15 protein-coding genes and 1 tRNA gene are annotated in these 23,538 nt (G+C 70.9%); 8 read left to right on the forward strand and 8 right to left on the reverse strand.

Features of this window, described 5'->3' with window-relative positions; translation table 11 throughout:
* The first annotated feature begins 13 nt into the window (after positions 1 to 13).
* From sucD to ACIBLA_RS04430, 7 genes are all read left to right on the forward strand, one after another.
* The gene (sucD, locus tag ACIBLA_RS04400; RefSeq protein WP_363244269.1) at positions 14 to 904 is read left to right on the forward strand and encodes a succinate--CoA ligase subunit alpha; all 891 of its coding nucleotides are present in this window, start codon (positions 14 to 16) and stop codon (positions 902 to 904) included.
* A 408-nt stretch (positions 905 to 1,312) separates the two neighbouring features.
* Positions 1,313 to 2,854, forward strand: coding sequence for an aldehyde dehydrogenase family protein (locus tag ACIBLA_RS04405; protein ID WP_363244270.1), 1,542 nt, complete (start codon positions 1,313 to 1,315; stop codon positions 2,852 to 2,854).
* Positions 2,855 to 2,976: 122 nt separating this feature from the next.
* A complete protein-coding gene (locus tag ACIBLA_RS04410; protein ID WP_363244271.1) occupies positions 2,977 to 3,429 on the forward strand; it encodes a helix-turn-helix transcriptional regulator in 453 nt (150 codons plus the stop codon).
* A 10-nt stretch (positions 3,430 to 3,439) separates the two neighbouring features.
* The gene (locus ACIBLA_RS04415; protein WP_363244272.1) at positions 3,440 to 3,850 is read left to right on the forward strand and encodes a VOC family protein; all 411 of its coding nucleotides are present in this window, start codon (positions 3,440 to 3,442) and stop codon (positions 3,848 to 3,850) included.
* A 129-nt stretch (positions 3,851 to 3,979) separates the two neighbouring features.
* Positions 3,980 to 4,067 (forward strand) — tRNA-Leu (locus ACIBLA_RS04420).
* Positions 4,068 to 4,365: 298 nt separating this feature from the next.
* Positions 4,366 to 5,889, forward strand: coding sequence for a GMC family oxidoreductase (locus ACIBLA_RS04425; protein WP_399197748.1), 1,524 nt, complete (start codon positions 4,366 to 4,368; stop codon positions 5,887 to 5,889).
* A 213-nt stretch (positions 5,890 to 6,102) separates the two neighbouring features.
* Positions 6,103 to 7,053: a lysylphosphatidylglycerol synthase transmembrane domain-containing protein gene (locus ACIBLA_RS04430; protein ID WP_363244290.1), complete on the forward strand. Its 951-nt coding sequence runs from the start codon at positions 6,103 to 6,105 to the stop codon at positions 7,051 to 7,053.
* Here ACIBLA_RS04430 and ACIBLA_RS04435 read toward each other — a convergent pair.
* Both ACIBLA_RS04435 and mptB read right to left on the reverse strand, forming a co-directional pair.
* Positions 6,983 to 8,230 (reverse strand): glycosyltransferase 87 family protein, encoded by a 1,248-nt coding sequence (locus tag ACIBLA_RS04435; RefSeq protein ID WP_399197706.1) that lies wholly within the window; start codon positions 8,228 to 8,230, stop codon positions 6,983 to 6,985. The genes ACIBLA_RS04430 and ACIBLA_RS04435 overlap by 71 nt on opposite strands.
* Positions 8,227 to 9,681: a polyprenol phosphomannose-dependent alpha 1,6 mannosyltransferase MptB gene (gene mptB, locus ACIBLA_RS04440; protein WP_399197749.1), complete on the reverse strand. Its 1,455-nt coding sequence runs from the start codon at positions 9,679 to 9,681 to the stop codon at positions 8,227 to 8,229. Before mptB ends, ACIBLA_RS04435 begins: the two co-directional genes overlap by 4 nt.
* 205 nt (positions 9,682 to 9,886) lie before the next feature.
* Here mptB and ACIBLA_RS04445 point away from each other — a divergent pair, with 205 nt between their 5' ends.
* Entirely contained in the window at positions 9,887 to 10,039 is a 153-nt protein-coding gene (locus ACIBLA_RS04445) for a hypothetical protein (protein WP_399197707.1), read from the forward strand.
* Between the two features lie 69 nt (positions 10,040 to 10,108).
* Here ACIBLA_RS04445 and ACIBLA_RS04450 read toward each other — a convergent pair whose 3' ends face one another.
* From ACIBLA_RS04450 to ACIBLA_RS04475, 6 genes are all read right to left on the reverse strand, one after another.
* Positions 10,109 to 13,549, reverse strand: a complete 3,441-nt coding sequence (locus ACIBLA_RS04450; RefSeq protein ID WP_399197708.1) for a CARDB domain-containing protein — start codon at positions 13,547 to 13,549, stop codon at positions 10,109 to 10,111.
* A gap of 231 nt (positions 13,550 to 13,780) precedes the next feature.
* Complete coding sequence (locus ACIBLA_RS04455; RefSeq protein WP_363244278.1) at positions 13,781 to 16,009, reverse strand: DEAD/DEAH box helicase; 2,229 nt, start codon at positions 16,007 to 16,009, stop codon at positions 13,781 to 13,783.
* Between the two features lie 165 nt (positions 16,010 to 16,174).
* Entirely contained in the window at positions 16,175 to 17,326 is a 1,152-nt protein-coding gene (locus ACIBLA_RS04460; protein WP_399197709.1) for a ricin-type beta-trefoil lectin domain protein, read from the reverse strand.
* Positions 17,327 to 17,652: 326 nt separating this feature from the next.
* Positions 17,653 to 18,954 carry an FAD-binding protein gene (locus ACIBLA_RS04465; protein ID WP_399197710.1) on the reverse strand — a complete coding sequence of 434 codons (1,302 nt, stop codon included), beginning with the start codon at positions 18,952 to 18,954 and terminating at the stop codon, positions 17,653 to 17,655.
* Positions 18,955 to 19,034: 80 nt separating this feature from the next.
* Positions 19,035 to 20,528 carry a membrane-associated oxidoreductase gene (locus tag ACIBLA_RS04470; protein WP_399197711.1) on the reverse strand — a complete coding sequence of 498 codons (1,494 nt, stop codon included), beginning with the start codon at positions 20,526 to 20,528 and terminating at the stop codon, positions 19,035 to 19,037.
* A 49-nt stretch (positions 20,529 to 20,577) separates the two neighbouring features.
* On the reverse strand, positions 20,578 to 23,538 hold the full coding sequence (locus ACIBLA_RS04475; RefSeq protein WP_399197712.1) for an NHLP bacteriocin export ABC transporter permease/ATPase subunit: 2,961 nt from the start codon (positions 23,536 to 23,538) through the stop codon (positions 20,578 to 20,580).

Here is a 23,538-nt window from a genome sequence, read left to right on the forward strand (position 1 = left end):
GGGAGAAGAGACCATGGCGATTTTCCTGACCAAGGAGAGCAAGGTCCTCGTCCAGGGCATGACCGGCGGCGAGGGCATGAAGCACACGCGCCGCATGCTGGAGGCCGGCACGGACGTCGTCGGCGGCGTCAACCCGCGCAAGGCGGGCCAGAGCGTCGACTTCGACGGCCGGGCGGTCCCCGTCTTCGGCTCCGTCGCCGACGGCATCGCGGCGACCGGCGCGGACGTCACCGTCGTCTTCGTACCGCCGTCGTTCGCGAAGGCGGCGGTCATGGAGGCCATCGACGCGGGCATCGGCCTCGCCGTCGTTATCACCGAGGGCATTCCCGTCCATGACGCGGTGGTCTTCCAGGCGTACGCTGAGAAGAGCGACACCCGGATCATCGGGCCCAACTGTCCGGGGCTCATCAGCCCCGGCCAGTCGAACGCGGGCATCATCCCGGCCGACATCGCGACCAAGCCCGGCAGGATCGGGCTGGTCTCCAAGTCGGGCACGCTGACGTACCAGTTGATGTACGAGCTGCGCGAGATCGGCTTCTCGTCGGCGGTCGGCATCGGCGGAGACCCCGTCGTCGGCACGACGCACATCGACGCCCTGGCCGCCTTCGAGGCCGACCCGGACACCGAACTGATCGTGCTCATCGGCGAGATCGGCGGCGACGCGGAGGAACGGGCGGCGGCGTACATCGCCGACCATGTGACGAAGCCGGTGGTGGGCTACATCGCCGGGTTCACCGCGCCGGAGGGCAAGACGATGGGCCACGCCGGGGCGATCGTCTCGGGCTCGTCGGGCACGGCGGAGGCGAAGAAGAAAGCGCTGGAGGCGTCGGGAGTCCGAGTGGGCTCAACCCCCTCGGAAACGGCCCGATTCGTGCTCGACCGCCTGGCGATCACAACGCCCTGACGCGGCCCCCGCGGCGCCATCAGGCCGGGGCGCCATCAAGCCGGGGGGAGAGGGCGGCGTCGCGCGTCCCGGCGGCCGGACGGGCAGGTCCGGTCACGGGTCGCGCGACGCCGCCGACGGTTTCGTGCCCGGCCCGTCGGGCGCTCCGGTTCTGTTCGGTTCGCGGGACTCGGAACGGCGGCGCCAACGAACCCGTGGGCGGCCACCCCCAGCCCGTCCGGCATCTGAGGACGGACCGCCCCACCGGGCGGGCCCGTTGACAACAACACGCTCACCGCACCACACCGCCGTAACCGGACGAACCGTGCACCTCGTCCGGTGTCCGCACCACCGCGTTCCGCGCGGCACGCACGTCGTCCCGCCACCGCGCGCACGCGACCCCGCCCCCTTTCGAGCGGAGACAAGCCCATGGCACCGACCCTCATCCTCAAGCCGGGCACAGCCTGGGCCGACGCCTGGCAGCAGTGCCTCGCCGTCGCGCCCGAGGCCTTCCGGGACGATCACGTCCTCAATCTCTGGTCCGCCACCTGGCAGTCCGGCGGCCGTACCCTCCCCGCCACCAGCCCCGTCGACGGCAGCCCCATCGTCGGCCCGCCACGGCTCGACGCCGACGCCGCCCAGCAGGCCGTACGCGCCGCGCTCGACCAGCACCGCGCCTGGCGGCACATCCCGCTCTCCGAGCGCCGCGCCCGCGTCGGCGCCACCCTCGACGCACTCACCGAGCACAGCGAACTGCTCGCCCTCCTCCTCGTCTGGGAGATCGGCAAGCCCTGGCGGCTCGCCCGGGCCGACGTCGACCGCGCCATCGACGGCGTGCGCTGGTACGTGGACGGCGTCGAGCCCATGCTGGCGGGCCGCAGCCCGCTGCCGGGCCCGGTCTCCAACATCGCCAGCTGGAACTACCCCATGTCCGTCCTGGTCCACGCCATGCTGGTGCAGGCCCTGGCCGGCAACGCCGTGATCGCCAAGGCGCCCACCGACGGCGGCGTCGCCTGTCTCACCCTGGCCTCCGCCCTCGCCGCCCGCGAAGGGCTGCCGATCACCCTGGTCAGCGGCAGCGGCGGAGAACTCTCCGAGGCGCTGGTCCGCTCCCCGGAGATCGGCTGCGTCTCCTTCGTCGGAGGCCGCGACACCGGCGCCCGGATCGCCACCACCGTCGCCGACCACGGCAAGCGCCACATCCTCGAACAGGAGGGCCTCAACACCTGGGGCGTCTGGAACCACACCGACTGGGACGCCCTCACCGCCGTCATCCCCAAGCTGTTCGACTACGGCAAGCAGCGCTGCACCGCCTACCCCCGCTTCGTCGTCCAGCGCTCCCTCTTCGCGGACTTCCTCGGGGCCTATCTGCCCGCCGTACGCTCCATCCGGCTCGGTCACCCCCTGGCCGTCGAGAATCCCGGCGACCCCCTGCCCGAACTGGACTTCGGCCCGCTCATCAACGCGGCCAAGGCCAAGGAACTGGACGACCAGGTGGCCGAGGCCATCGACCGCGGCGCCGTCCCCGTCCACCACGGATCGCTCGCCGACGGGCGCTTCCTGCCCGGCCAGGACACCTCCGCCTATCTCGCGCCGGTGACGCTGCTCAACCCGCCGCCGTCCTCGCCGCTGCACCACGCGGAGCCCTTCGGCCCGGTCGACACGATCGTCCTGGTCGACACCGAGGCGGAACTCCTCGCGGCGATGAACGCCTCCAACGGCGCGCTGGTCGCGACGCTGGCGACCGACGACCCGGAGACATACGCGCGTCTGTCACCGCAGATACGCGCCTTCAAGGTCGGCCACGGCCGACCGCGCTCGCGCGGAGACCGGGACGAGTTGTTCGGCGGCTTCGGCTCCTCCTGGCGGGGCGCCTTCGTCGGCGGCGAACTGCTGGTCAAGGCGGTCACCAACGGCCCGGACGGGGAGCGCCCGCCGGGCAACTTCCCGGACTACCACCTGATGCCGTGAGGATGGGCTCACCCTCACCATGAACCGGAATCGGCTGAGGTCGTCGGACCCCTCCTCAGCCGATTCCTCCTCATCTTCGCAGGTCAGACAGGCTGTCCGAGGGCGGTGCTAGCCTCGTTCGCATGGACCCGAAAGATCTCGCCAACCTGGCGCATCTGCGCCGTGCACGGGATCTGATCGACCGCGAGTACGCGCGTCCGCTGGACGTGCCCACGATGGCCCAGCGTGCGCTCATGTCGCCGGCGCACTTCTCGCGGCGGTTCCGGGCGGCCTACGGCGAGACGCCGTACAGCTATCTCATGACCCGCCGCATCGAGCGGGCGATGGCGCTGCTGCGGGCGGGCACGAGTGTGACCGACGCCTGCATGGCGGTGGGCTGTACGTCGCTGGGCTCGTTCAGCTCCCGCTTCACCGAAATCCTGGGCGAGACGCCGAGCGCGTACGCCGCCCGCGAGCACGGCGCCGTGACGGCGATGCCCGAGTGCGTGGCGAAGGTCCGCACCCGGCCGGCCAGAGACGCACGCAAAGACGCACCGAGCAGGATTCGAGAAGCGGGCCGCGAGGCCGCGGCCTAGCGTTGACGCTATGACTATCGCACTCCAGTACTGCCACATCGCCGTGAACGACCCGGACGAGGCGCTCACCTTCTACCGCGACGCCCTCGGCTTCGAGGTCCGCAACGACGTCTCCTCGGGCGATTTCCGCTGGGTCACCATCGGCAGCCCGACCCAGCCCGGCCTTGAGCTGGTCCTCTCGGAACCGCACGCCGGCCGCTCCCAGGCCGACGGCGACGCCCTCCAGGAACTGCTCACCAAGGGCGTCCTGACCCAGCTCATCTTCCGCACCGACGATCTCGACGCGACCTTCGAGCAGGTACGCGCATCCGGCGCCGAGGTGCTCCAGGAGCCCAAGGACCAGCCCTGGGGCCCGCGCGACTGCGCGTTCCGCGACCCCTCGGGCAACATGGTGCGGATCTCCCAGGAGCCGAAGGCGTAACCGCGCCGCGCTCGCGGCACCGCACGCCCCTGCGCGCCCCGGACCATGGGATATGTGGGTGAAGAGCACCCCTGAGCCCTGGTATCGTTCAGTGTGTCGCCCGGCGGAAACGCCGAGGTTCGACCACTCGTCCGGGTGGCGGAATGGCAGACGCGCTAGCTTGAGGTGCTAGTGCCCTTTATCGGGCGTGGGGGTTCAAGTCCCCCCTCGGACACCAGAGGTAGTTCAACTCCCAGCACGGATTCGTCCGGGCTGGGAGTTCTTCGTGGCGAATACATCGCAAATCTTGGCGAATTCTCCAGGCCGAAGCAGCCGGTACTTTCGAGCGCCTGACGACCGGCATGGACCGGTTTATCCGGTCTTTGATTTGTGTTCTCCCGGCCCGGCCGACCTTCGCGTGCCGTTTCCCGAACTCGGAGGTCGGCACCCGGTTCATGCGGGTAGTCTCCTTTATTCATCGCCCATCGGTCGCAGAAACCGACGGGCAGTCCGTGAGAAATTCCGGATGAATGAGGATGGCTGTGGAGCAAATCTACGACTACGTCATCATCGGCGGCGGAACGGCCGGCGCAGCGCTGGCCGCCCGGCTGTCGGAAAATTCTGAAGCCCGTGTGGCCCTTCTGGAGGCGGGAGCCGGCGAGGGCCCTGCGATCATGTCGGATGGGAATCCTGAGGCGGCAGTCGGTCTCTGGGGATCGTCCGTGGACTGGAACTACACGACAACACCTCAGTCAGGTACCGAAAACACCGTCCATACCTGGCCCAGAGGGCGGGTACTGGGCGGTTCCAGCAGTATCAACGGCCTGACTCACCTGCGCGGCCACGCATCAAGCTACGACGCCTGGGAGAAGCAGGGCGCCGCTGGCTGGAACTACCGGGAAATGCTGCCGTTCCTCATGCGCAGCGAGCGGGCGGCAGGCAGGGATCCGCGCTTCCGGGGACAAGCGGGTCCCATGACCATCGAGGAGCCGCCCGCCGCCACTCCTCTCGCGCAGGACCTCCATGACGCGGCGGTCGACGCGGGCTTCCCGCGCTGTGAGGACGGTAACGCCCCCCAGGCCGAAGGGGTGTTCTGGTCCGAAAGGAATGTCGCCGGAGGCCGCAGGCAGAGCGCTGCGGACGCGTATCTGCTTCCGGTGCTCTCACGGCCCAATCTCACTGTTGTCACCGACGCACAGGTGCAGCGCCTCCTCATGGACAACGGCCGATGCAGAGGTGCCGAGTACGTTCGGAACGGCAAACCAGGCACCGTCCACGCCGAGCGGGAAGTCGTGCTGAGCGCGGGAGCCATCGGATCTCCTCAGATTCTCATGCTCTCCGGCATCGGCCCCGCCGACCATCTGCGACAGCTGGGGATCCCGGTTCGTGCCGATCTCCCCGGTGTGGGCGCCAACCTGCACGACCATCCCCTGGCCTGGATCTCCTACGGGGTGAAGAAGTCCCCGGTACCTGGCCCCTCGCGGCAGGCGATGCTCCTCGCACGCACCAGCCGGGACAGGGACCCCGACATCCTGATGAGCTTCACGTCCGTGGCGCTGGAGCCACGATGGGCAGGTGCCCAAGAGGGCTTCTCGATCCTCTTCGGCCTTGCGAACCCCACCAGCCGGGGCAGCGTGCGTCTGCGCAGCGCGGACCCCACTTCCTACCCCCTCATCGACCCTGCCTATTTGACCGAAAGCGAAGACTTGGCCCGTATGGTCACCGCCTTGCGCATGGCACGGCACATCGCGCGGGCCGACGCCTTGTCAGCCTGGCGTGACGACGAGATCCTCCCTGGCAAGGAGGCTGTCACCGACGAAGAGTGCGGTGCGTACATCCGCCGCACCGTCGGCACCTACTTCCACCCGGTGGGCACCTGCCGCATCGGCGCGGACGACGGGGCTGTGGTCGACACGGCCCTGCGCGTCCACGGTATCGACGGCCTGAGCATCGCCGACGCCTCCGTGATGCCCTCGATTGTCGCGGCCAACACCAACGCGGCCGTCCTGGGCATCGCCGAGCGCGCGGCGCACTTGGTCGCCGCCCGCGCCGAGCGCTGAGGCGCCGAAGGCTGAGACCCCACCCCGTGTGGGGTTCTCCGCGTTGCCGGGGCAGTGCGGCATCTTCCCCATGGCCGGAACCGAACACATGGCTCGGGCCGTTCCACCGGGCGACGGGTGCACGACACCGCAAGGTCGCGCGGAGCGGGGATTCCTGGAGGGAACCCCCTCCCGCGCCTTGGCGCGTCATGGAAGGACGGCTGCGCCGTGTCGATGACCCTGCCCTCCGCGCTGCGGCGGTTGCCGCTGCGGCAGTTGGTCTGCCTCGTTCCGCTGCTCCTTGTGACCGCCTGGGTGGTCGGGAACTGGCCGGTGATCCTTGCGGGGATCGACGAGTTGCGCGGCGCGGACCCGAGCTGGCTGCTGGCCGCTGTCGTCGTGACCGTGGGGTGCTGGGTACCGGTCTGTCTGCTGCGCCAGGGCACCGTCATGGAACGGCTGCCCGTCGGGCGGCTGTTGGCCTCGCAGGTCGCGGCCGGGTCGGCGAACCATCTGCTGCCCGCCGGGCTCGGCGCGCACGTGGTGACGCTGCGGTTCCTCCAGGGCTGCGGGATTTCCACCGCGCGGGCCTGCGCCGCGCTCGCGCTCTACTCGCTGGCCCAGCCGATCGGCCGGTACACCCTGCTGCTCACGCTCATGGCCGTCTATCCGCACGCCATCCCGCTGGGCGGACTGCTGCCGGCGGAGTACGGGATGCCGGCGCTGCTCATCCTGGTCGGCGGGCTCACGCTCGCGGCGCTGGTGCTGTGGTCGGTACGGCCGTTGCGCGGCTTCGTCCAGGACTTTCTGCGGACCGCGCTGACCGACGCGCGCGCCCTGCACGCCAGGCCCGCGCGGGCGATCGCCCTGTGGACCGGGGCGCTGGCCTTCCCCGCGTTCCAGGCCGGCGTCATGGTCACGGTGGCCCGCGCGCTCCAGATGCCGGTGCCCACGGTCGACATCATGATCGCCTACCTGGCCGCCGGCATCGTCGCCGGGATCGTGCCGACGCCGGGCGGGATCGGCTCCGTCGAGGCGGCGCTGCTCATCGCGCTCGTCGGCGCGGGCTCCCCGGTCCATGTGGCGACCGCCGCGGTCCTCGGATTCCGCATCGTCACCGTGTGGCTGCCGCTGCTCCCCGGCGCTCTGGTGCTGGCCGTGCTGGTCCGCCGGAAAGTGCTCTGAACGCCGGCTGCGGCGGCCGGACGGGGAGCGCCAGGAGCAGTGCCAGCTCCGTCCAGACGAAGGTGTTGCCGCCGATGAAGCCGTCGATGCCGCCCACGTCGAACCGCCAGAGCCATACGACGTAGCTGCACAGGATCACGTACACCCCGACCGCCGCGATCAACGGGCGTCCGCGGCGCGGCGGTTCGAGGGCCCGGTCGGCGAGCACCGCGAGCGCCGGCAGCAGCCAGACCAGGTGGTGCACCCAGGTGACCGGGCTGACGAGGCACGCGGCGGCGCCGGTCAGCGCGATGCCGCCGCGCACGTCGCCCACCGCTCGGGCCTTGTCGACCCGGTACGCCCAGACGCCGACGATCGCGAGGACGCCGCAGGCCCACCAGAGCCGGTCGGGGTCGGACGGTGCGGAGAGCCGGGCGAGGACGCCCTGCCAGGACTGGTTGGAGACGTAACTCAGGTCGCCGATGCGGCTGGTGTCCCAGAGGGCCGATGTCCAGTACGCGTGTGAGGCACCCGGTGCGAGCCACACGGCGAGCAGGGTGGCGCCCACGGCGACTGCGGCGGCCGTGCCGGCGGCACGCCGGCGGCGGGTGACGACGAGGTAGCCGATGAAGATCGCGGGGGTGAGCTTGATCGCCGCGGCGAGTCCGATGCCGACGCCCGCCCACCGGCTGCCGGTGGACAGCAGACGGGCGTCGGTGAGGACGAGAGCCAGCAGGAGGAGATTGACCTGGCCGAAGCTGACGCTGTCGTAGACCGGTTCCAGCAGCGCGAGCATGCACAGGATCAGGAGGTACGCGGTCCACCGGTCCAGCCCGTGACGGCGGATCACCGGTTCGGCGAGCCGGCGCAGGATCAGGGCCACGGCGCCGAGGTTCGCGGCGATGCCCGCGGTGACCGCGACGGGCCAGCTGAGCTGCGACAGCGGCAGTACGCACAGGGCGGCGAAGGGCGGGTACGTGAATCCGTACACCTGGCCGGGCACCCGGTAGTCGTAGAGCCCGGCGCCCCGCAGCCCGCCCCCGGCGTCGATCCAGTAGCGCACCGCGTCGTAGTAGACCCACAGGTCGAACCAGTCGCGGTGGAACGGGACGGTCGCGACAAAAGCGGTCACGCCCGCGCACAGCACGCCCAGGAGCAGATATCTGCGGCTCCGTGACATCGGCCACCACCCCGTCATGCCGTCCTCCCCGATTCCCGTGCGGTCAGCGTCACTTCGTCGCGCGCCAGCCCGCCCGACAGCCCGCCCGACATCTCCCGCACCCAGAAGAGCGCGACCACCGCGAACAGTCCGCCGCATGTCGCGAGCGCCAACTGGAGGCCGTCCGCGGCCAGTCCGCTGGGCAGTTGGGCCAGCGCGAGCACCCCGCTGGCGATGGCCACGACCTGGCGCGCCCGTCCCGGTGGAGCAGCCGCCGCCAGCGGGAACAGTCCCCACAGCACGTACCAGGGGCGGATCGCCGGGCCCAGGACGGCGACCGCGATCAGGCTGAGGCCCAGCGCGTACACGGGGCTGTGCCGGGGGCGGCGCAGCCACACCAGCAGCACGGCGACGGCCGTCGCCGCCAGGCCGATGGCGCGCCACGCGTCCAGGGCCAGCGGTGCCAGGTCGCTGCCCGCGCTGTGCAGTGCCGACGCGGTCATCCGGCCGAGGAGGGAGGTGAGGGCCCAGTTCTGCCGGGACACCGGGGTGTTGAGGGCGCCGATCCAGCCGTAGCCGGTGCCGGAGACCGCGGTCACCACGGCGGTCGTCGCGAGGGCGACACCGCCGGCCGCGCACGCCGCTCTGAGCCATCGGTACCGGCCGGTGAGCCCCCCGGCCCAGAATGCCGTGACGGCCAGCAGCCCCAGCGCGGCAGGTGCCTTGACCAGCGCGGCGAGCGTCATCAGGACCGCGCCCAGCACAGGCAGGCGGCCCTTCGCGGCCACCAGCGCCATGCCGAGCAGCCCCAGCATCACGGCGTCGTTGTGCGCGCCGGCCACCAGATGCAGCAGGAGCAGCGGGTTGAGCGCCCCCAGCCACAGCGCTGCGGCGGGGGCGGTTCCGCTGCGGCGGGCCAGCAGGACCAGCGACAGCACCATCAGGCCCACGCCGAGCAGCGCGACCAGCCGCATGCCGAGCACCCCCGCCGGCAGCTCCGTCTGCGAGGCGCGTGTGATCAGCGAGGCGAACGACAGGAACAGCGGACCGTACGGGGTCGGCGTGTCCTGCCAGATGGGCGCGACCTGCGCGGCGAGCGGACCGCCGAGCTGGGCGGGGCCATGGGTGTACACGTCGATCTGGGCGTCCACCATCGCGCCCTGCGCGAGATAGCTGTACACGTCGCGGCTGAACAGCGGCGGGGCGATCAGCAGGGGTGCGGCCCACACCACGAGCGTGACGACCATGCCGCGCGTACCGGGCGGTCGCGGTCCATGTACGGCGCGGCCCAGCCAGGCCCAGGCCGCGACGAGCAGTACGAGCCCGAAGTAGGCGCCGAAGAGTCCCACGGCCGCCGCCTCCGACGACGGTGCGAGGGCATCACCGACCGGCAGGGCCCCGGCGCTCGCGCCGCCGACGGCCACGGCCGTGGAACCGGTGAGCCCCAGTAGCCGGCATTTGCGTATATGCGATTCGTCGCCCGGGGTCAGCACTCAGGGAGCGTGTCCGCGGCCGGTGGCGAGAAAGGAACGTGCGGTGCGCCGCAGGGAGTCCGGAACGTGTCGGGTGTCGAGGAACGGCACATGTCGCTCATCGACGCGGTGCGCTTCGCACCAAGACCGACCTGGTGCGCGCCATCGCCCGCCGGCACGCCGACGCGGTTGCCGACCGGGGGTGCACGCCGAACGCGTCGCCATGACGCGTCACCTGATCACGCAGATGACCGCGGAGCGGGAGCGTGCTCCGGCGGACAACGCGCCGACCTTCCGCGCCAGTTGGGGCGAGGTGGCGGACGGCTTGATCGTCGTCGTCGCGCTGTGGCAGGCGCTGGTCACGCGCCGGGACTGATCGCCGGTGCGCGAGCGGGTGCGGATCGGGACGCTTCCCGATCGGCACCCGCCGCGTTCATCGCCGTGGTTACCGTCGGCCACCGCCCGTCACTCTGCCGGACGCCGGTGCCGCCGGCGGGCCGCCGGTGATCACGAAGCCCGAGCCCGGCTGGGTCACGATGTCGCCGTCCGCCGAGTCCGTGATCGTGACGTTCGACAGCGTCGCGCTGCCGCGGGCCCCGCTCATGGCCAGGATGCCCGCGCCGTTGTTGGATTTGTCGATCTTGACGTTGCTGATCACGACGCCCGGCATGGTGCCGCCGCCCGTCTTGAACTGGATGCCGTCGTACGTCGAGTCGTAGATGTCGGTGTCCCTGATCGTGACACCGGGGATGTCCCGGCTCGCCGCGAAGAGGGTGATCGCACCGAACTCCTGGTCCTCGTTCCAGAAGGCGCCGCCCGTGCGGTGGAGCGCGTTGTTGGCGATCAGGGTCTGCCCCGAGAAGGGCAGGGGGTCGTGGTCGGTCGCCAGCATGATGCCCGGATAGTTCGCCGTGTCGGAGACGATGTTGTTCTCGATCTTGTTGCCGTAGCCGCCGTAGACCGCGATGCCGGTCGCGCGCCAGGGCAGTTGGATGGTGTTGTTGGTGAACGAGTTGTCGTGCGCGATGTCCACCGAGGGGTCCTTGACGTACCGGTTGGCCCAGACCGCCAGGGAGTCGTCGCCGGTGGTGCGGAACGAGGAGTTGAACACCTTGGAGTTCCGTGTGCCGTTGGTGAAGTTGATGCCGTCGGCGTACGTGTTGCGGATCCGCATGCCGGTGAACTCAAGGCCGTCGGCGGGACCCCAGAGGGCGGGGATGTTGTCGTAGTCGCGGCCGACCCAGACACCCACGTTGGCGTGCTCGATCCAGACGTCTGTGATCTTGGTGTTCTTGCCGAACCGGCCGTTGAGGCCGACCCCGCCCTCGGCGTTGCCGTCGCCGCCGCGGATCCGGCCCGAGCCGAAGATCGCGATGTCGGAGATCTTCGTGTTGTCGTCGATGTCGAAGCCGAAGTTGCCCTCGTGCGGGTGGTTGATCCCGCCCGCGTTCTGCGGCTCGGTCAGCGTGTAGAGCTGTGAGTGCCACATGCCGGCGCCGCGGATGGTGACGTTCTTGATGCCGATCTGGTTGAACTGCCCCTGGTTCAGCGGGTCGTCGGTCAGGATCTTCTTCTCCTGGCGCCACTGGCCCGGCGGGATCCAGACGCAGGCGATGGTGCCGTTCTGGTCGGCGGTGACCGCCGACTGGATGGCGGTCGTGTCGTCGATCCCGTCGCCCGGCACCGCGCCGTAGTCCGTGATCGAGGTGCATTCGGCGGGCTTGGCCGCCGGGGGCGCCACCTGCTCCAGGTCGATCAGGTCGATGTAGTAGAAGGACGCGTTGTCACCGGCGTCGCGCTGGAGCTTGAACTTCGTGCCCGCCGGATAGGTCGTGGACAGCAGCGAGTTGGCCTCGTCGAACAGCCTGCGGGCGTCCGCCTGGGGCGTGTTCGTCAGGGCCTCGGGGCCGTCCGTGTCGCCGTACAGCCAGCTGTGCTTCGAGGACAGGTTCAGCTTCTTCACGAAGGTGTCGTTGGCGTACAGGCTGATCGTGGCCTCGGTGCCGCCGCCGTTCGGGGCGTCGGGGATCGAGTTGCGCACCACGATCGAGTTGGCCGGGTTGGTGGAGGTGAACTCCACGAACTGGCCGGTGCTGCCCAGGCGTACCGACTTACGGCCCGAGGACTCGGAGCCGAAGTTGGTGTGCCCGAAGGTGCGTACGGCGTCGGCCTCCACCAGCGTGCCCTGGTACCGGCCGGCCTCGGCCTCGTACTCGACGTACGGGACCGCGGCGCCGCGCCCGACCACGATCGAGCGGGAGAACGCGTTGTTGGTCTCGTTGGTCTCCGTCACCACACCGGTCGCGTCGGCGGTGGCCACGATGTTGGCGCCGCCGCTGGTGGCGGTCCAACCGCCGTTGACGCTCACGTTCGTCGTCGCACCGGCCGCGATCGACGGGGTGTCGGTGTTCAGTGTCGTGCCGCCCACCGTCACACGGGTGACCGTGGTGGCGCCGGACGCGGTCGTGCCGCGGTTCTGCACGGCCACGGTGAACCGGACCTCCGCGCCGACGGCGGGGTTCTGCGGCGTCGAACTGACGCTCAGCACCTGGAGGTCGGGGCCGGGTGCCTGGCCGACGACCAGCGATCCGGCCGCCGTGAAGCTGTTGTTGTCGTTGTCCTGCTCGACGATCGTGTCCGTCGGGTCCACCACCGCCGTCACCTTGTAGGTGCCCTCGGCGCGCTTGCCCGCGGCGACTTGGACGATCTGCGAGGCGCCGGCGTTCAGCGCGCCCACGGAGGCGCTGCCCGCGACCACTCCGCCGATGCTGACGTTCACGGTCGTCGGGCCGGACGCGGCAGTGCCGACGTTGCGCACCGTCGCGCTCACCGTGGTCGCGTCGGTCTCTACCGGAGAGGTGGGGGACCACGAGAGCGCGGTGACGGTGAGGTCCGGGTTCGGCGCCGGCGCCCCGATGACCTGGAGTTCGGCGACCTGGCCGCCCTGCGCACCGGAGTTGGAGAAGATCTGGAGCCGCAGGTCGGCGACGCGCCCGGTGACCGGGATCCGTACCGAGTTCTGGTTCGTCGCCGGGTTGAAGCCGTAATCGGCGCGCGCCTTGAGGGAGGTGAAGCCGGTGGCGCCCTGGGCGCGGCCGAGCACCTCGATGTTCTGGGTACGGGTGCCCCACGCCGCGTCGGGGTTGAGCTTGACCACGACGGAGGTGATGTCGGCCTCGGCCCCGAGCTTGACCGTCAGGTTCGACGGGTGCCCGGCGGACTCCCAGTACGTGTCGGTCCCGCCGTCGTTGGCGTTGGCCGCGACATACGTGTGGATCACCGAGGACGCCTCGATGGCCTTGCCGCGCGCCAGATCGGTGCCGTCGTCACCGGGGTCGGGGTCGCCGGGGTCCTCGCCCGCGGGCCCGTAGATCCCGAACTCGGATATCTGCGCCGCCGGCCAGCCCGTGTTGCCGGTGATGGTCAGCCGTACGTAACGGGCGTCCGCGGAGGGGAAGTCGATGGTGACCGTGTTCCCCGACGCGGGGGTGAACAGCCGCCCCTGCGAGGCGGAGAGGGTGCTGTAGCTGTTGCCGTCGGTGCTGCCCTGGACGCTGAGGGCCTGGGTGCGGGCCTCCCAGGTGGTCGGGAGCTTCAGCACCACCTGATCGACGGCGACGCTCCGGCCGAGGTCGATCCGGAGCGTCTGCGGGAAGGCGTTGTTCGGCCCCTCCCAGTACGAGGCCTGGTTGCCGTCGGTGACGTTGGAGGCGGGGTGGTTCGCCTCGGACCCACTCGCCGACACGCTCTTGCCGATCGACTGGTTGGGGCGCTCGGCGGCCGTGGCCGAGAGGGGGGTGAGCCCGACGGCGACCAGACCGGCCATGACGATGCCGGTGATCAGTCGCCAGCTGAACTGTCCGGGTCTGCGCTGCTTCCGTCTCATATGGTCCTCTGTTCGGTTGGAACGAGGGAGCGGGGGAGGTGATGCGATGAAGTTGCGAGAAGGCGCTTAAGAATTTGAGTCAGTTGCTTACTTTTTTGCGATTCACAGGTTGCAATCCTGTCAACGGCTTGTCAACGGTTTTCGCACGGGTAACAAGCGGGTGCTCCGGCGCGCGACGAACGCCCCCTGCCGGTCGTGGCACGGGGGTTTGACGGTGCGTCGGACCGGTGGTCAGAGCGCGGGAGTGACGGGACCCGGCACGAGCGCCATGCGCTCCTGCTCCTCCGCGACGATCTGCCGGGCCAGCGCCTGCTCCGAGATGTCCACCGCGTCGGGCACGGACTCCGCGACGTCGCTGCGCCGCGCGTACGCGTCGAACAGCCGCTTCTTCGTGCCGAGCAGCCGCAGCACGCGCTGGTCGACACTGTCGGCGGTCAGCAGCCGGTGCACCCGGACATGGCGTATCTGCCCCATACGGTGGGCGCGGGCGATGGCCTGCGCCTCCAGCGTCGGTTTGACCTGTGGCTCGCACAGGATCACCACGGACGCGGCCTGGAGATTGAGACCGGTGCCGCCCGACTGGATCTGGCTGAGCAGGACCGCGTGCCCGGACGCTTCGGCGAAGCCGTCCACCCACTCCTGCCGCCGGGCGGCGGGCACCCTTCCGGTGAGTGGGCCGAAGACGGTCGGCGGTGCGTCGAGGGCTTCCTCGGCGGCCGTCAGCACCTCGCGGAAGAAGGAGAAGACGACGACCTTCAGACCGTTCGACGCGGCCTCGGCGACGAGTTCGCGCAGCCGCCTGAGCTTGGCCGACGTGGCGGGATCCGCGTACGCCGCGCGGCGCATGGCCATGAAGTTCCCCGCCGCCACCGCCTGTCGGTAGGCGGCGCGCGCGGCGGGGCTGAACTCCTCCCACTCGTCGACCTGTTGCAGCTCGGGCAGCTCCGTGAGGACGTCCTGCTGATTACGGCGCAGATACGCGGGCGCGACAGCCTTGCGGAAGACCTCGGAGCCGATGGCCGCGTCGCCGTCCCGGATGCCCGGCAGCAGCTCGGGCCGCAGATGGCGCACCAGGTTGCGGAACTCCTCGACCCGGTTCTCCATCGGTGTCCCGGTCAGGAACAGCACATGGTCCGTACGCGCCGCCCAGCTCTCGACGGTCCGGGAGCGCCGCGTCTCGGGATTCTTCACATAGTGCGCCTCGTCCACGACGAGCATGCCGACCGTCATGTCGCCGGGGACGGCAAGCGAGCCGAGGACGTCGTACGTGGTGACCGCCACGTCCCCGTGCCGCGTCCACTGACCCAGGGCCACCGTCCGGTCCTGGCCGTGCACCCGGTACGCGCGCAGCGTGCTGCGGGACTCGATCTCGCGGATCCAGTTGATGACGACACTGGCAGGGCAGACCACCACGAAGTGTGTACGGCCTTCGGCCTTGAGGTGCGCGAGGGCGGCGATGGCCTGGATGGTCTTGCCCAGACCCATCTCGTCGCCCAGGATCACCCGGCGCTGGACCAGCGCGAACCGGGCGCCGAACGCCTGGTAGCCGCGCAGCGACACCCGCCGGTGCGTGTCGTCCAGCCGCTGCGCGCGGACGCGTTCGGAGATGTCGCCGGGCAGGAAGCCCTCGGCCGCCTGGGCCGCTTCGGCGTCCGGGGTGGCGTCGGACAGCTCGGCGAGCAGGACCAGATAGTCGGCCGGACGGACCTGGAAGTCCAGCCACACCTCGTCCGCCGTGGCGACGGGCCGCAGCAGATCCGTGGCCGCCTGGGCGAGCAGGAGCGGGACCTCGCGAGCGGCGGCGTCGGCGAGGAACGCGTCGACCGACTGGACGGCCCGCTGCGCCTGTTGTCTGCGGCGCTTTCCGGTGACGAGCATCCGCAGCCGGTCGCCGGCCGGGCGCGCCGGCGGCAGCAGCGGGGCGAGTTCGGCGTCGATCCGGGCCGCCGCGGCGAGGGCGCGCGGGATGTCGGGACCCGCGGTCACCAGCGGGCTCAACGCCATGACCAGGGCCGTGGCATGAGGATCGCCGATGTCGTCGGCATCCACCCGGACGGCGACATGCTCCTCCATCGCCTCCGCGAGCTGCCGCGCGGCGGCGATGGCGTGACCTGAGCTCTGCGCGCCGATGCCGGGGATGGCGCGCAGCTCGTACGCCGAGGCGTCGAGCACCTTTCCGACGTCGGAGTACCCGGCCTGTTCGAGCGCGCCCAGCCGGAGCCTGCCCTCGGTGACGTCGGCGAGCCGCGCGACGGGGATGCCCGCCAACTCCCGGCGGACCAGGGCGTCGCGCAGCGGGGCGACGGCGCTCAGCACACCGCTCCGTACGACCGCGTGGTCGGCGGCCACCCGGCGCGCCGAGGCGAGCAGGCGGTCGGCCCGGTCGAGCACGGCTCGCGCGCCGCTGCCCACCGGCACCAGCCTCCCGACCGTTTCCCCGGGCCCCGCTCCGTCGTTCATGACGCCTCTCGTGGTTCACCACATCCGGTCGAGCGACATGATTTCACGGGGGTACGACATCGCCGGGCGGCTGTTTTCGGCGCGCCCGGCGATATCGGGAACGGTCGGGAGGCCGTCGACGAGCCGTCCCCGTACCGCTGGGAGAGGTTCGCCGACCGCCGTGGACTACGCGGCCATGGTCCAGCGCTGGCCGGAGGCGCCGTCGCAGGTGCGGAGTTCGAGCTTCGTACCGTTCACCGTGCCGTCCGCCACCGGGGTCAGGCACTTGCCGGAAGCGACGCCGACGACGGTGCCGTCCGCGTTGACGCGCCACTGCTGATTGGCCGTGCCGCGGCAGTCCCAGATGATGACCGGGGTGCCGTCGGCGGTGGCGGCGCCGCTCGCGTCCAGACAGCGGTTGCCGTACACGCGCAGCTCGTTGGAGGCCGTACGGGCCCACTGCTGGTTCACCCTGCGGTGGCAGTCGTAGACGATCGTCCGCGTGCCCGCGGTCGCCACGGCTCCCTCGACATCGAGGCAGCGGCCCGACTGCGCGTTGACAAGCGTGCCCTGACCGGTGACGCCGAGCGGGACGAGGCTGGCGGGCACCGAGCGCAGCGCGTTGTACCAGACGGTCGCCATCTTGGCGTAGCCCGCGGCGTTGGGGTGGACGCCGTCGGCGAGGTCGGCCACCGTCAACGCCTTGTGCATGTCGACCAGATGGACGCGGGGCCCCTTGCCGCTGACGATGCCGGGCAGCGCCGCGTTGAACGTCTTGACCCGCTCCTCCAGGGCCGGGCTCTCCTCGGGCGTGATCGTCGCCACGAACAGCTCGATCTGCGGCTTCTGTTGGAGGATGCGGTCGATGAGGTCGGAGAGCCGGGCCGGGGCGTTCGCCAGGTCGTAGTTCTGGTTCACGTCGTTCGTGCCGATCTGGAGCATGATCGTGCGCGGGTCACTGGCCGCCAGCCAGCCGTCGATGTTCGAACGGAGCTGGTCGATACGCCACCCCGAGTGGCCCTGGTGGTCGTGGTCGCCCAGCTCCGGCGGGCCGTTGACCTGCGAGCCGACGAAGTCGACGGTGTAGCCGCCGGCCGCGAGGTGCTGCCAGAGGTTGATGCGATAGCCGCCGGGGATGTTGTAGCCGTGGGTGATGGAGTCGCCGAGAGGCATGATCCGCACTCCGCCGTTGGACTCGGCGGGCGCGGGCGCGGGCGCGGCGGGCGCGGCGGGCGCCGCTGTCGCGGCGGTCTGAGTGAGTGTCACCAGGGCCGCCGCGATGGCGAACACCAGGAGGCTGAGGAGGGCTTGCGCACGGAGTGAGGCACTTCTTCGCAAGGCGGGTCCTTCCGAGGGGCCGCCGGGGATTGGGGGGTCGCGCACGATGTGTCCGATGGTGCGTGCGCGCGTGAAGAGAAGTACGGGGGAGAGTGGCGGCCATGTTGTAGATACCACCGGCCGGGTCTCCCGGCGAGGGATGAGACAACGGTGTTGGCAAAATGACGCTGTTCCGGCCACGGCCCGCCGCACTTCCGGCCAGGAACAACCACGGGCCGGGCCCAGGGGGCGTCTTGCCGATCTTGCCGGTCTCGCGGGCGACGAGCGTGAGCCCCGCCCTTCGGGCGGACGACGCCACTTCGCGGACAGGCACACGGCCCAGCAGGTCAGTCCTCGAACAGCAGCCGTCGCAGGAAGTCGTTCGTGAACTTGACCGCCGGGTCCAGGGAGGCCCGCAGTTCCAGGAAGTCCGCCATACGCGGATAGCGGCCCCGCAGCACGGCCGGTGCCGTCGTGAACACCTTGCCCCAGTGCGGGCGGGCGTCCAGGCCTTCCAAAGCGGCTTCGACGCGCGCGATCACCGGCAACACCTTTGCCGTGTCCTTGACCCAGGTGAAGTGCAGCGAGACCGTGTCCCGGCCCTCGGCCGGGCTCAGCCACAGCCCGTCGGCGGCCACCGTGCGCATCTCGCTGACCAGCAGCACCGGCGCCATCACCGGCCCCAGCGCGGCCACCGCCCGCAGCGCCGCGACGGCGTGGCGGCGCGGGACCAGATACTCGGACTGAAGCTCCTCCCCGTTGCTGGGAGTGAACTCGGCCCGGAAATGCGGCAGTCGGGCGTGCCACGGCCCCGGCACCCCGAGCTGTTCGGTGCAGTGCTTCGCGGGCATGCCGGGCACCGGGTGCATGGGCTCGTCGGCCGGGTCGGCCCACGGGAAGTCCGGGTCGGGGGAGCCCGGCGCGGCGGTGTCGTCGATGAGGTGCTTCAGCCAGACCTGGCCGAACCGCGGCGCGCTCCAGTCGGTGAAGAGACTCACGCTGTACGCGGCCGTGGTGATCGCGTCGAAGTGCTCCGCCAGCACATCCAGCGGCAGCCCGGTGTGCACGAACTGCCGTACGTCGAAGGCCGGAACCAGGTCCAGGGTGAGCGAGGTGACCACGCCGAGAGCGCCGAGCGCCACCACGGAACCGGCGAAGCGCTCACCGTCCTTCTCCCGGTCCAGCGTCAGCGAGTCGCCGTCCGCCGTGACCAGCTCCACCGTGCGTACGGCGGTCGCGAGCGAACCGGCCGAGTCACCGGAGCCGTGCGTGCCCGTGGCGACCGACCCCGCGACCGAGATGTGCGGGAGGGACGCCATGGTGTGCAGGGCGAGCCCCCGGGCGTGCACCGTCCGGGCCAGTTCCGCGTACCGTACGCCGCCTCCGACACGGACCGTACGGGCAGCCGAGTCGACCTCCACTGTCTGTGGCAGCCCGGAGAGCGAGACCAGCGTGCCGTCCGTGTCGGCGATGCGGTTGAACGAGTGCCCGCTGCCCAGCGCCCGCACGCGGGAGCCGCCCGCGACGATCGCGCGCAGCTCGTCGAGGGTGGTCGGGCGGTGCACCCGGTCGGCCGAGAAGACGATGTTCCCGGCCCAGTTGGACCCCGAGCCGCCGGTCACCGGTTCGCCGGCCACTGCGTCCGCCATCTGTCCGCCCTCTTCCGCCCCATGCCATGCTGAAGTGACTCGATTCGATCACGCCTCCGCCGCCCGCGTACAGGGCACCCTCACTGCCTGCTGACCGCTCGCGTCACGCCTGCGATGATCGTCGTGGCCAGGATCCAGCCGGTGATGATCAGGACGTACGACAGCCCCTGATGCCATCCGCCCTCGGGCGTGAAGGCGCGCTCCTGACCGAAGTCGATGATCGGCAGCAGCAGATCGAGGCTGTAGAAGACGGGATTGAAGTCCGGTGACTCCTCGGCCTTCAGCGCGCGAGGCCGGCGCACGGTGTACGCGACCGAGGCCACCAGCATCAGCGACAGCATCCAGGCCACGGCCCGCATCGGCCGGAAGCCGTAGCCCACGGTGATGTCCTGGACATGGCCCCACAGCCGCGCGTACCAGGCGAGCCCCCGGCGGTGCCGTCGCTGCTTCGCGAGCTGTACGGTCCGGGCCGCCGCATCGTCGCCGATCCGGCGGTACGAGGCGGTCAACTGCTCGTAGGCGTAAGGCACATAGTCGTCGCCGTCCCGTTCGAGAACGGCCAGCCGCCGCTCGGCCGGCTCGTGCGGGGCGAGCGTCCCGTACGTCAGCCCGTCGAGCCGGACGCTCTCGGGCCAGACCTCCGGCGGCACGAACAGCAGATCGATCTGGGAGCGCCGCAGATTGACCGAGCCCTCGACGGGGGCCGCCTCGCGCAGCCACAGTTCACCGACGGCACAGCTGCTGGCACGCAGGGCCACGCCACCGGGTTGCGACAACCGGGCGTAAGCGAGGTTGAGTTGACCCGGTATACGGGCTCCGCGCAGATTGACCCGGCCCCGCACGCGCAGCCGCATCGCGCGCAGGTCCGCGCCGACCGTCAGCGTTTCCGCGTCGAGCGCAAGGCGACCGGGAGCGGTAAGGACGGCGTCGTCCAGGTTGACGGACCCCGTGACGGTGGCGGAGTCGAGCCGTAGCGAGCCGTCGACCCGCAGTCCGGGGGCCGACAGGTCGGTGCCGACGGTGGCGTGGTTGAGCTGGAGCAACGGCTCAGGATCGGGGTCTCCGTCCGGTGCGGGGTCGGGCGCCGCCGCGCTGAACTCGGCCCTGTCGAGAAACACGGCTCCGGAGATCTGCGCCGCCCCGAGCCGGACGGGACCCCGGACCCGGCAGTCGGTCAACCGCAGCACACCGTCGATCCGCAGCGTCGCCGCGGTCAGTCCGGGCAGTACGGACTCGCTGAGGTTGAGCTGCCTGAACTGCGCCCCGTACAGATTGGGCACGTCGTCGAAGAAGCAGCCGCCGAGAAGAATGGAGCAATCGGCCGTCGCATAGCGCAAGTTGAGCGACCCGGTGATCCGGGCGCCCACTATCCGCAGCGCGGGTATCTCCCCGTCCAGCCGCGTCCCGCCGAGCAGTACGGCGCGCACCACCTCGGCCCGCACACTGCGCTCCGGCCCCCAGCGGCCGCCGAGTCCGGGGGCCGGGTCGTCGGCCGTGCGGAAGTACACGACCTCGCCCGTGGGAAAGGCGTCCCACACGCGCCGCTCGGCCGCCGTCATAGTGTTGATCTCCATTGCCGCGACTCTCGCCCGGCGGCGCCCCCGGAGTCAACAGCCCTCCGGATCAAGCCAGCTGACGCCGTACCAGCTCATGCAGCCTGCCGCCCCCGTCGGCCAGCAGAGCAGCCGGCGGCCCCTGTTCGACGATCCGTCCCGCGTCCATGACCAGTACGCGGTCCGCGTCGAGGACCGTGGAGAGGCGGTGGGCGATGACCAGCCGGCCCGCGTTGAGCTTGCGGGTGCTCTCGATCACGATCCGCTGCGTCTCGTTGTCCAGCGCGCTGGTGGCCTCGTCCAGGAAGAGCAGCCGCGGACGGCGGACCAGCGCCTGGGCGATCATCAACCGTTGCCGCTGGCCGCCGGAGATGGCGCCGCCTCCGGCGATCATGGTGTGCAGGCCCATCGGCATGCGCTTGATGTCCTCCGCCAGCCCCGCCATCTCGACGGCCTCCCAGACCTCCTCCTGCGAGAACGTCTCGGCGCCGCAGATGCAGTCCCAGATGGAGCCGGTGAGCGGCTGCGCGTTCTGCAGGACGACCCCGCACTGGCGCCGTACGGCCGCCCGGTCGAGAGCGGCCAGGTCCTGGCCGTCGTACAGCACGCTTCCCGCGACCGGCCGGTCGAAGCCGATCAGCAGCCGCAGCAGTGTCGACTTGCCGCAGCCGCTGGGCCCGACGACCGCCACGAACTCGCCGGGCTCCATCCGCAGCGACACGTCGTCGAGAACCAGCGGGCCGTCGTCGGTGTAGCGGAAGGAGAGCTTCCTGGCTTCGATCCCGCCGGTCAGCACGCCGGGCTGGGCGCCCCCGTCGCCGGCCTCGGGCGCCTCGTCGAGGACCGGCTTGATCTGCTCGAACATCGGCAGCGCGGCGGCCACCGACACGAGTGCGCCGGTGAGTTGGGTGACGGAGGTCAGCAGCATGGTCACGGCGGTGTTGAAGGTCAGGAACTCCGCGGGCGTCATGCTGCCGCGCGCGGGCCCGGCCAGCAGCATGAACATCACGAGCGAGCAGAACGGCAGATACACCGCGTCCAGCACCGTCGTCAGGTTCTTGATCCGGCCCGCCCGCTGCTGGAGTTCGCGGGAGCGGGCGAAGCCGCGCGCCCACGCCGCGTACGCGAAGCCCTCGGCCGCGGCGACCCGTAGCTTCGGCAGCCCCCGCAGGGTCTGGAACGCCTGGTTGTTGAGCTTGTTGCCGAGGACCACCAACTTCCGCTGCCAGCGCAGTTGCCACAGCCCCATCCCGAGGAACACGGCGGCGATGACGACCAGCATGCCCATCGCCGTCAGAGCGAGCGGGACACTGTGGACGAGCAGCAGCACGAGGCTCATCGCGCCGACCGCGGCCGACTGCACGATCACCGGCCCGATGCCCGACAGCACCCGGCGGATCGCGCTGACGCCCATCGCCGCGCTCGCCAGCTCACCGGTGGAGCGTTCGGAGAAGAACTTCGTCGGGAGCCTCAACAGCCGGTCCCACACGGCGGGTTGGAGCGTGCTCTCGATACGGCCCTCCATCCGCAGGATGGTGAGGCTCTGCATCAGCATGAAGGACGCCGAGACGATGCCGGTGATCATCACGGCGAGCGAGACCTGCGTGATCAGGCCGGTCTGCGCACTCGGCACGTACTCGCCGAGCACCCGCCCGGTCGCGATCGGCACCAGCGCCCCGAGCCCCACCGTGACGAGGCAGGTCAGCGCCAGTCCGCGCAGATCCGCACCGTTGCCGCGCAGACCGAAGCGGAGCAGCCGCCACGGCGTCATGGGCTCGTCGGGCAACGGGCGGTAGAACATCACGGCGCGCGACTCGAAGTCGTCCGCGTTCTGCTCGCCGACGCGCAGCCGCGCCCCGGTGGCCGGGTTGACCGCCTCGTAACGGCCGCGCCGCCACAGCAGCGCCACCGGGGCGCCGGACTTGGCCCGATGTCCCACGAGCGGCCCCGAGTCGGTCCGCCACCAGGGGCCGTCCAGCCGGACGGAGCGGGTACGGACGCGGGAGGCGATCGCGATGCGCTCCACCGGGTCGACACGGTCGTCCAGCGGGGTGCCCGCGCTGCGGGAGTGGTCGGAGAGGGTGATGCCGGAGGCCGCCGCGACCAGGCGGCAGACGGTGAACGTCGCGTCGCGGGCGGCGTCGCCGGTCACCGCGCCGTCGGCCGTGCCGCTCCCGTCCGCGCCGGTGCCGCGCCGGCCGATGGACGCCACCAGTGCCTGGTCCGCCCGTGCGCGGACCGCCTCACCGGCCTTGATCCCGGCGGCCGTCCGGTCCTCGTGTGCGCGCTCCTGCCGCTCGATCCAGTGATCGACGGCCGACAGCAGCCGATGCTGCTGATTGACCATCCGCTGCCACATCGCGCCGTCGACCAGCAGGTCGCCCGCCGCGTCCGCGCTGTACGAGGCGCCGTACTGCACGCTGCCGGGCGAGACCGGCATCCACAGCACGTCGTCGTCGGACACGGCGCCGTCCGTGGACGGGCGGGTGTCGAGCGGCGTCTGGAAGAGCGCGCCGAGGCCGCGCGCGGTACCGAGCGCGAAGGCGTGCTCCAGCGGGGTCGGGACGGGGGGCGAGGACGGTGCGGCGTGGGCGGCGGTGCCGTACGGATCGGCGTACGGATCCGCATACGGGGCGGTGTGCGGATCGGTGTACGCGGCATGGGACCCGGTGTCGTACGTCGCGTCGTACGCGGACGGCTGCGCGTACAGCTCCCGCAGCGCGATCCGCCGCAGCGCGCAGTCCTGCGACGGCCTGCTCACCAAGGTGTGCCGGGGACCCTCGACCGGCCCGAGCAGCAGCGTCCCCGCTTCGAGACGGCCGAGGAAGTGCCAGTGCCCCTGCTCCGCCGCGTCGACGGCGAACAGGTCGAGCGTGCCACCGACGACGAGCCACAGCACATGCGGGCCCTCCAGCGGCACGTTGCGCAGACCGGCGCAGTCGACCGGTGTGCCCAGCGCGCCGAGGGCGTGGATCACCGGGTCGGCGCCCCCGGTCGAATCTGCCGCCGCTCCCGCCGTCGTGAAGGCCAC

This window comes from Streptomyces sp. NPDC050433, assembly GCF_044458565.1.
Classification (GTDB): domain Bacteria; phylum Actinomycetota; class Actinomycetes; order Streptomycetales; family Streptomycetaceae; genus Streptomyces.

Coding starts and splice junctions, on each gene's coding strand:
- sucD (WP_363244269.1), top strand. CDS start 14: ATGGCGATTTTCCTGACCAAGGAGAGCAAGGTCCTCGTCCAGGGCATG.
- ACIBLA_RS04405 (WP_363244270.1), top strand. CDS start 1,313: ATGGCACCGACCCTCATCCTCAAGCCGGGCACAGCCTGGGCCGACGCC.
- ACIBLA_RS04410 (WP_363244271.1), top strand. CDS start 2,977: ATGGACCCGAAAGATCTCGCCAACCTGGCGCATCTGCGCCGTGCACGG.
- ACIBLA_RS04415 (WP_363244272.1), top strand. CDS start 3,440: ATGACTATCGCACTCCAGTACTGCCACATCGCCGTGAACGACCCGGAC.
- ACIBLA_RS04425 (WP_399197748.1), top strand. CDS start 4,366: ATGGCTGTGGAGCAAATCTACGACTACGTCATCATCGGCGGCGGAACG.
- ACIBLA_RS04430 (WP_363244290.1), top strand. CDS start 6,103: ATGACCCTGCCCTCCGCGCTGCGGCGGTTGCCGCTGCGGCAGTTGGTC.
- ACIBLA_RS04435 (WP_399197706.1), bottom strand. CDS start 8,230: ATGACGGGGTGGTGGCCGATGTCACGGAGCCGCAGATATCTGCTCCTG.
- ACIBLA_RS04445 (WP_399197707.1), top strand. CDS start 9,887: ATGACGCGTCACCTGATCACGCAGATGACCGCGGAGCGGGAGCGTGCT.
- ACIBLA_RS04450 (WP_399197708.1), bottom strand. CDS start 13,549: ATGAGACGGAAGCAGCGCAGACCCGGACAGTTCAGCTGGCGACTGATC.
- ACIBLA_RS04455 (WP_363244278.1), bottom strand. CDS start 16,009: ATGAACGACGGAGCGGGGCCCGGGGAAACGGTCGGGAGGCTGGTGCCG.
- ACIBLA_RS04465 (WP_399197710.1), bottom strand. CDS start 18,954: ATGGCGGACGCAGTGGCCGGCGAACCGGTGACCGGCGGCTCGGGGTCC.
- ACIBLA_RS04470 (WP_399197711.1), bottom strand. CDS start 20,528: ATGGAGATCAACACTATGACGGCGGCCGAGCGGCGCGTGTGGGACGCC.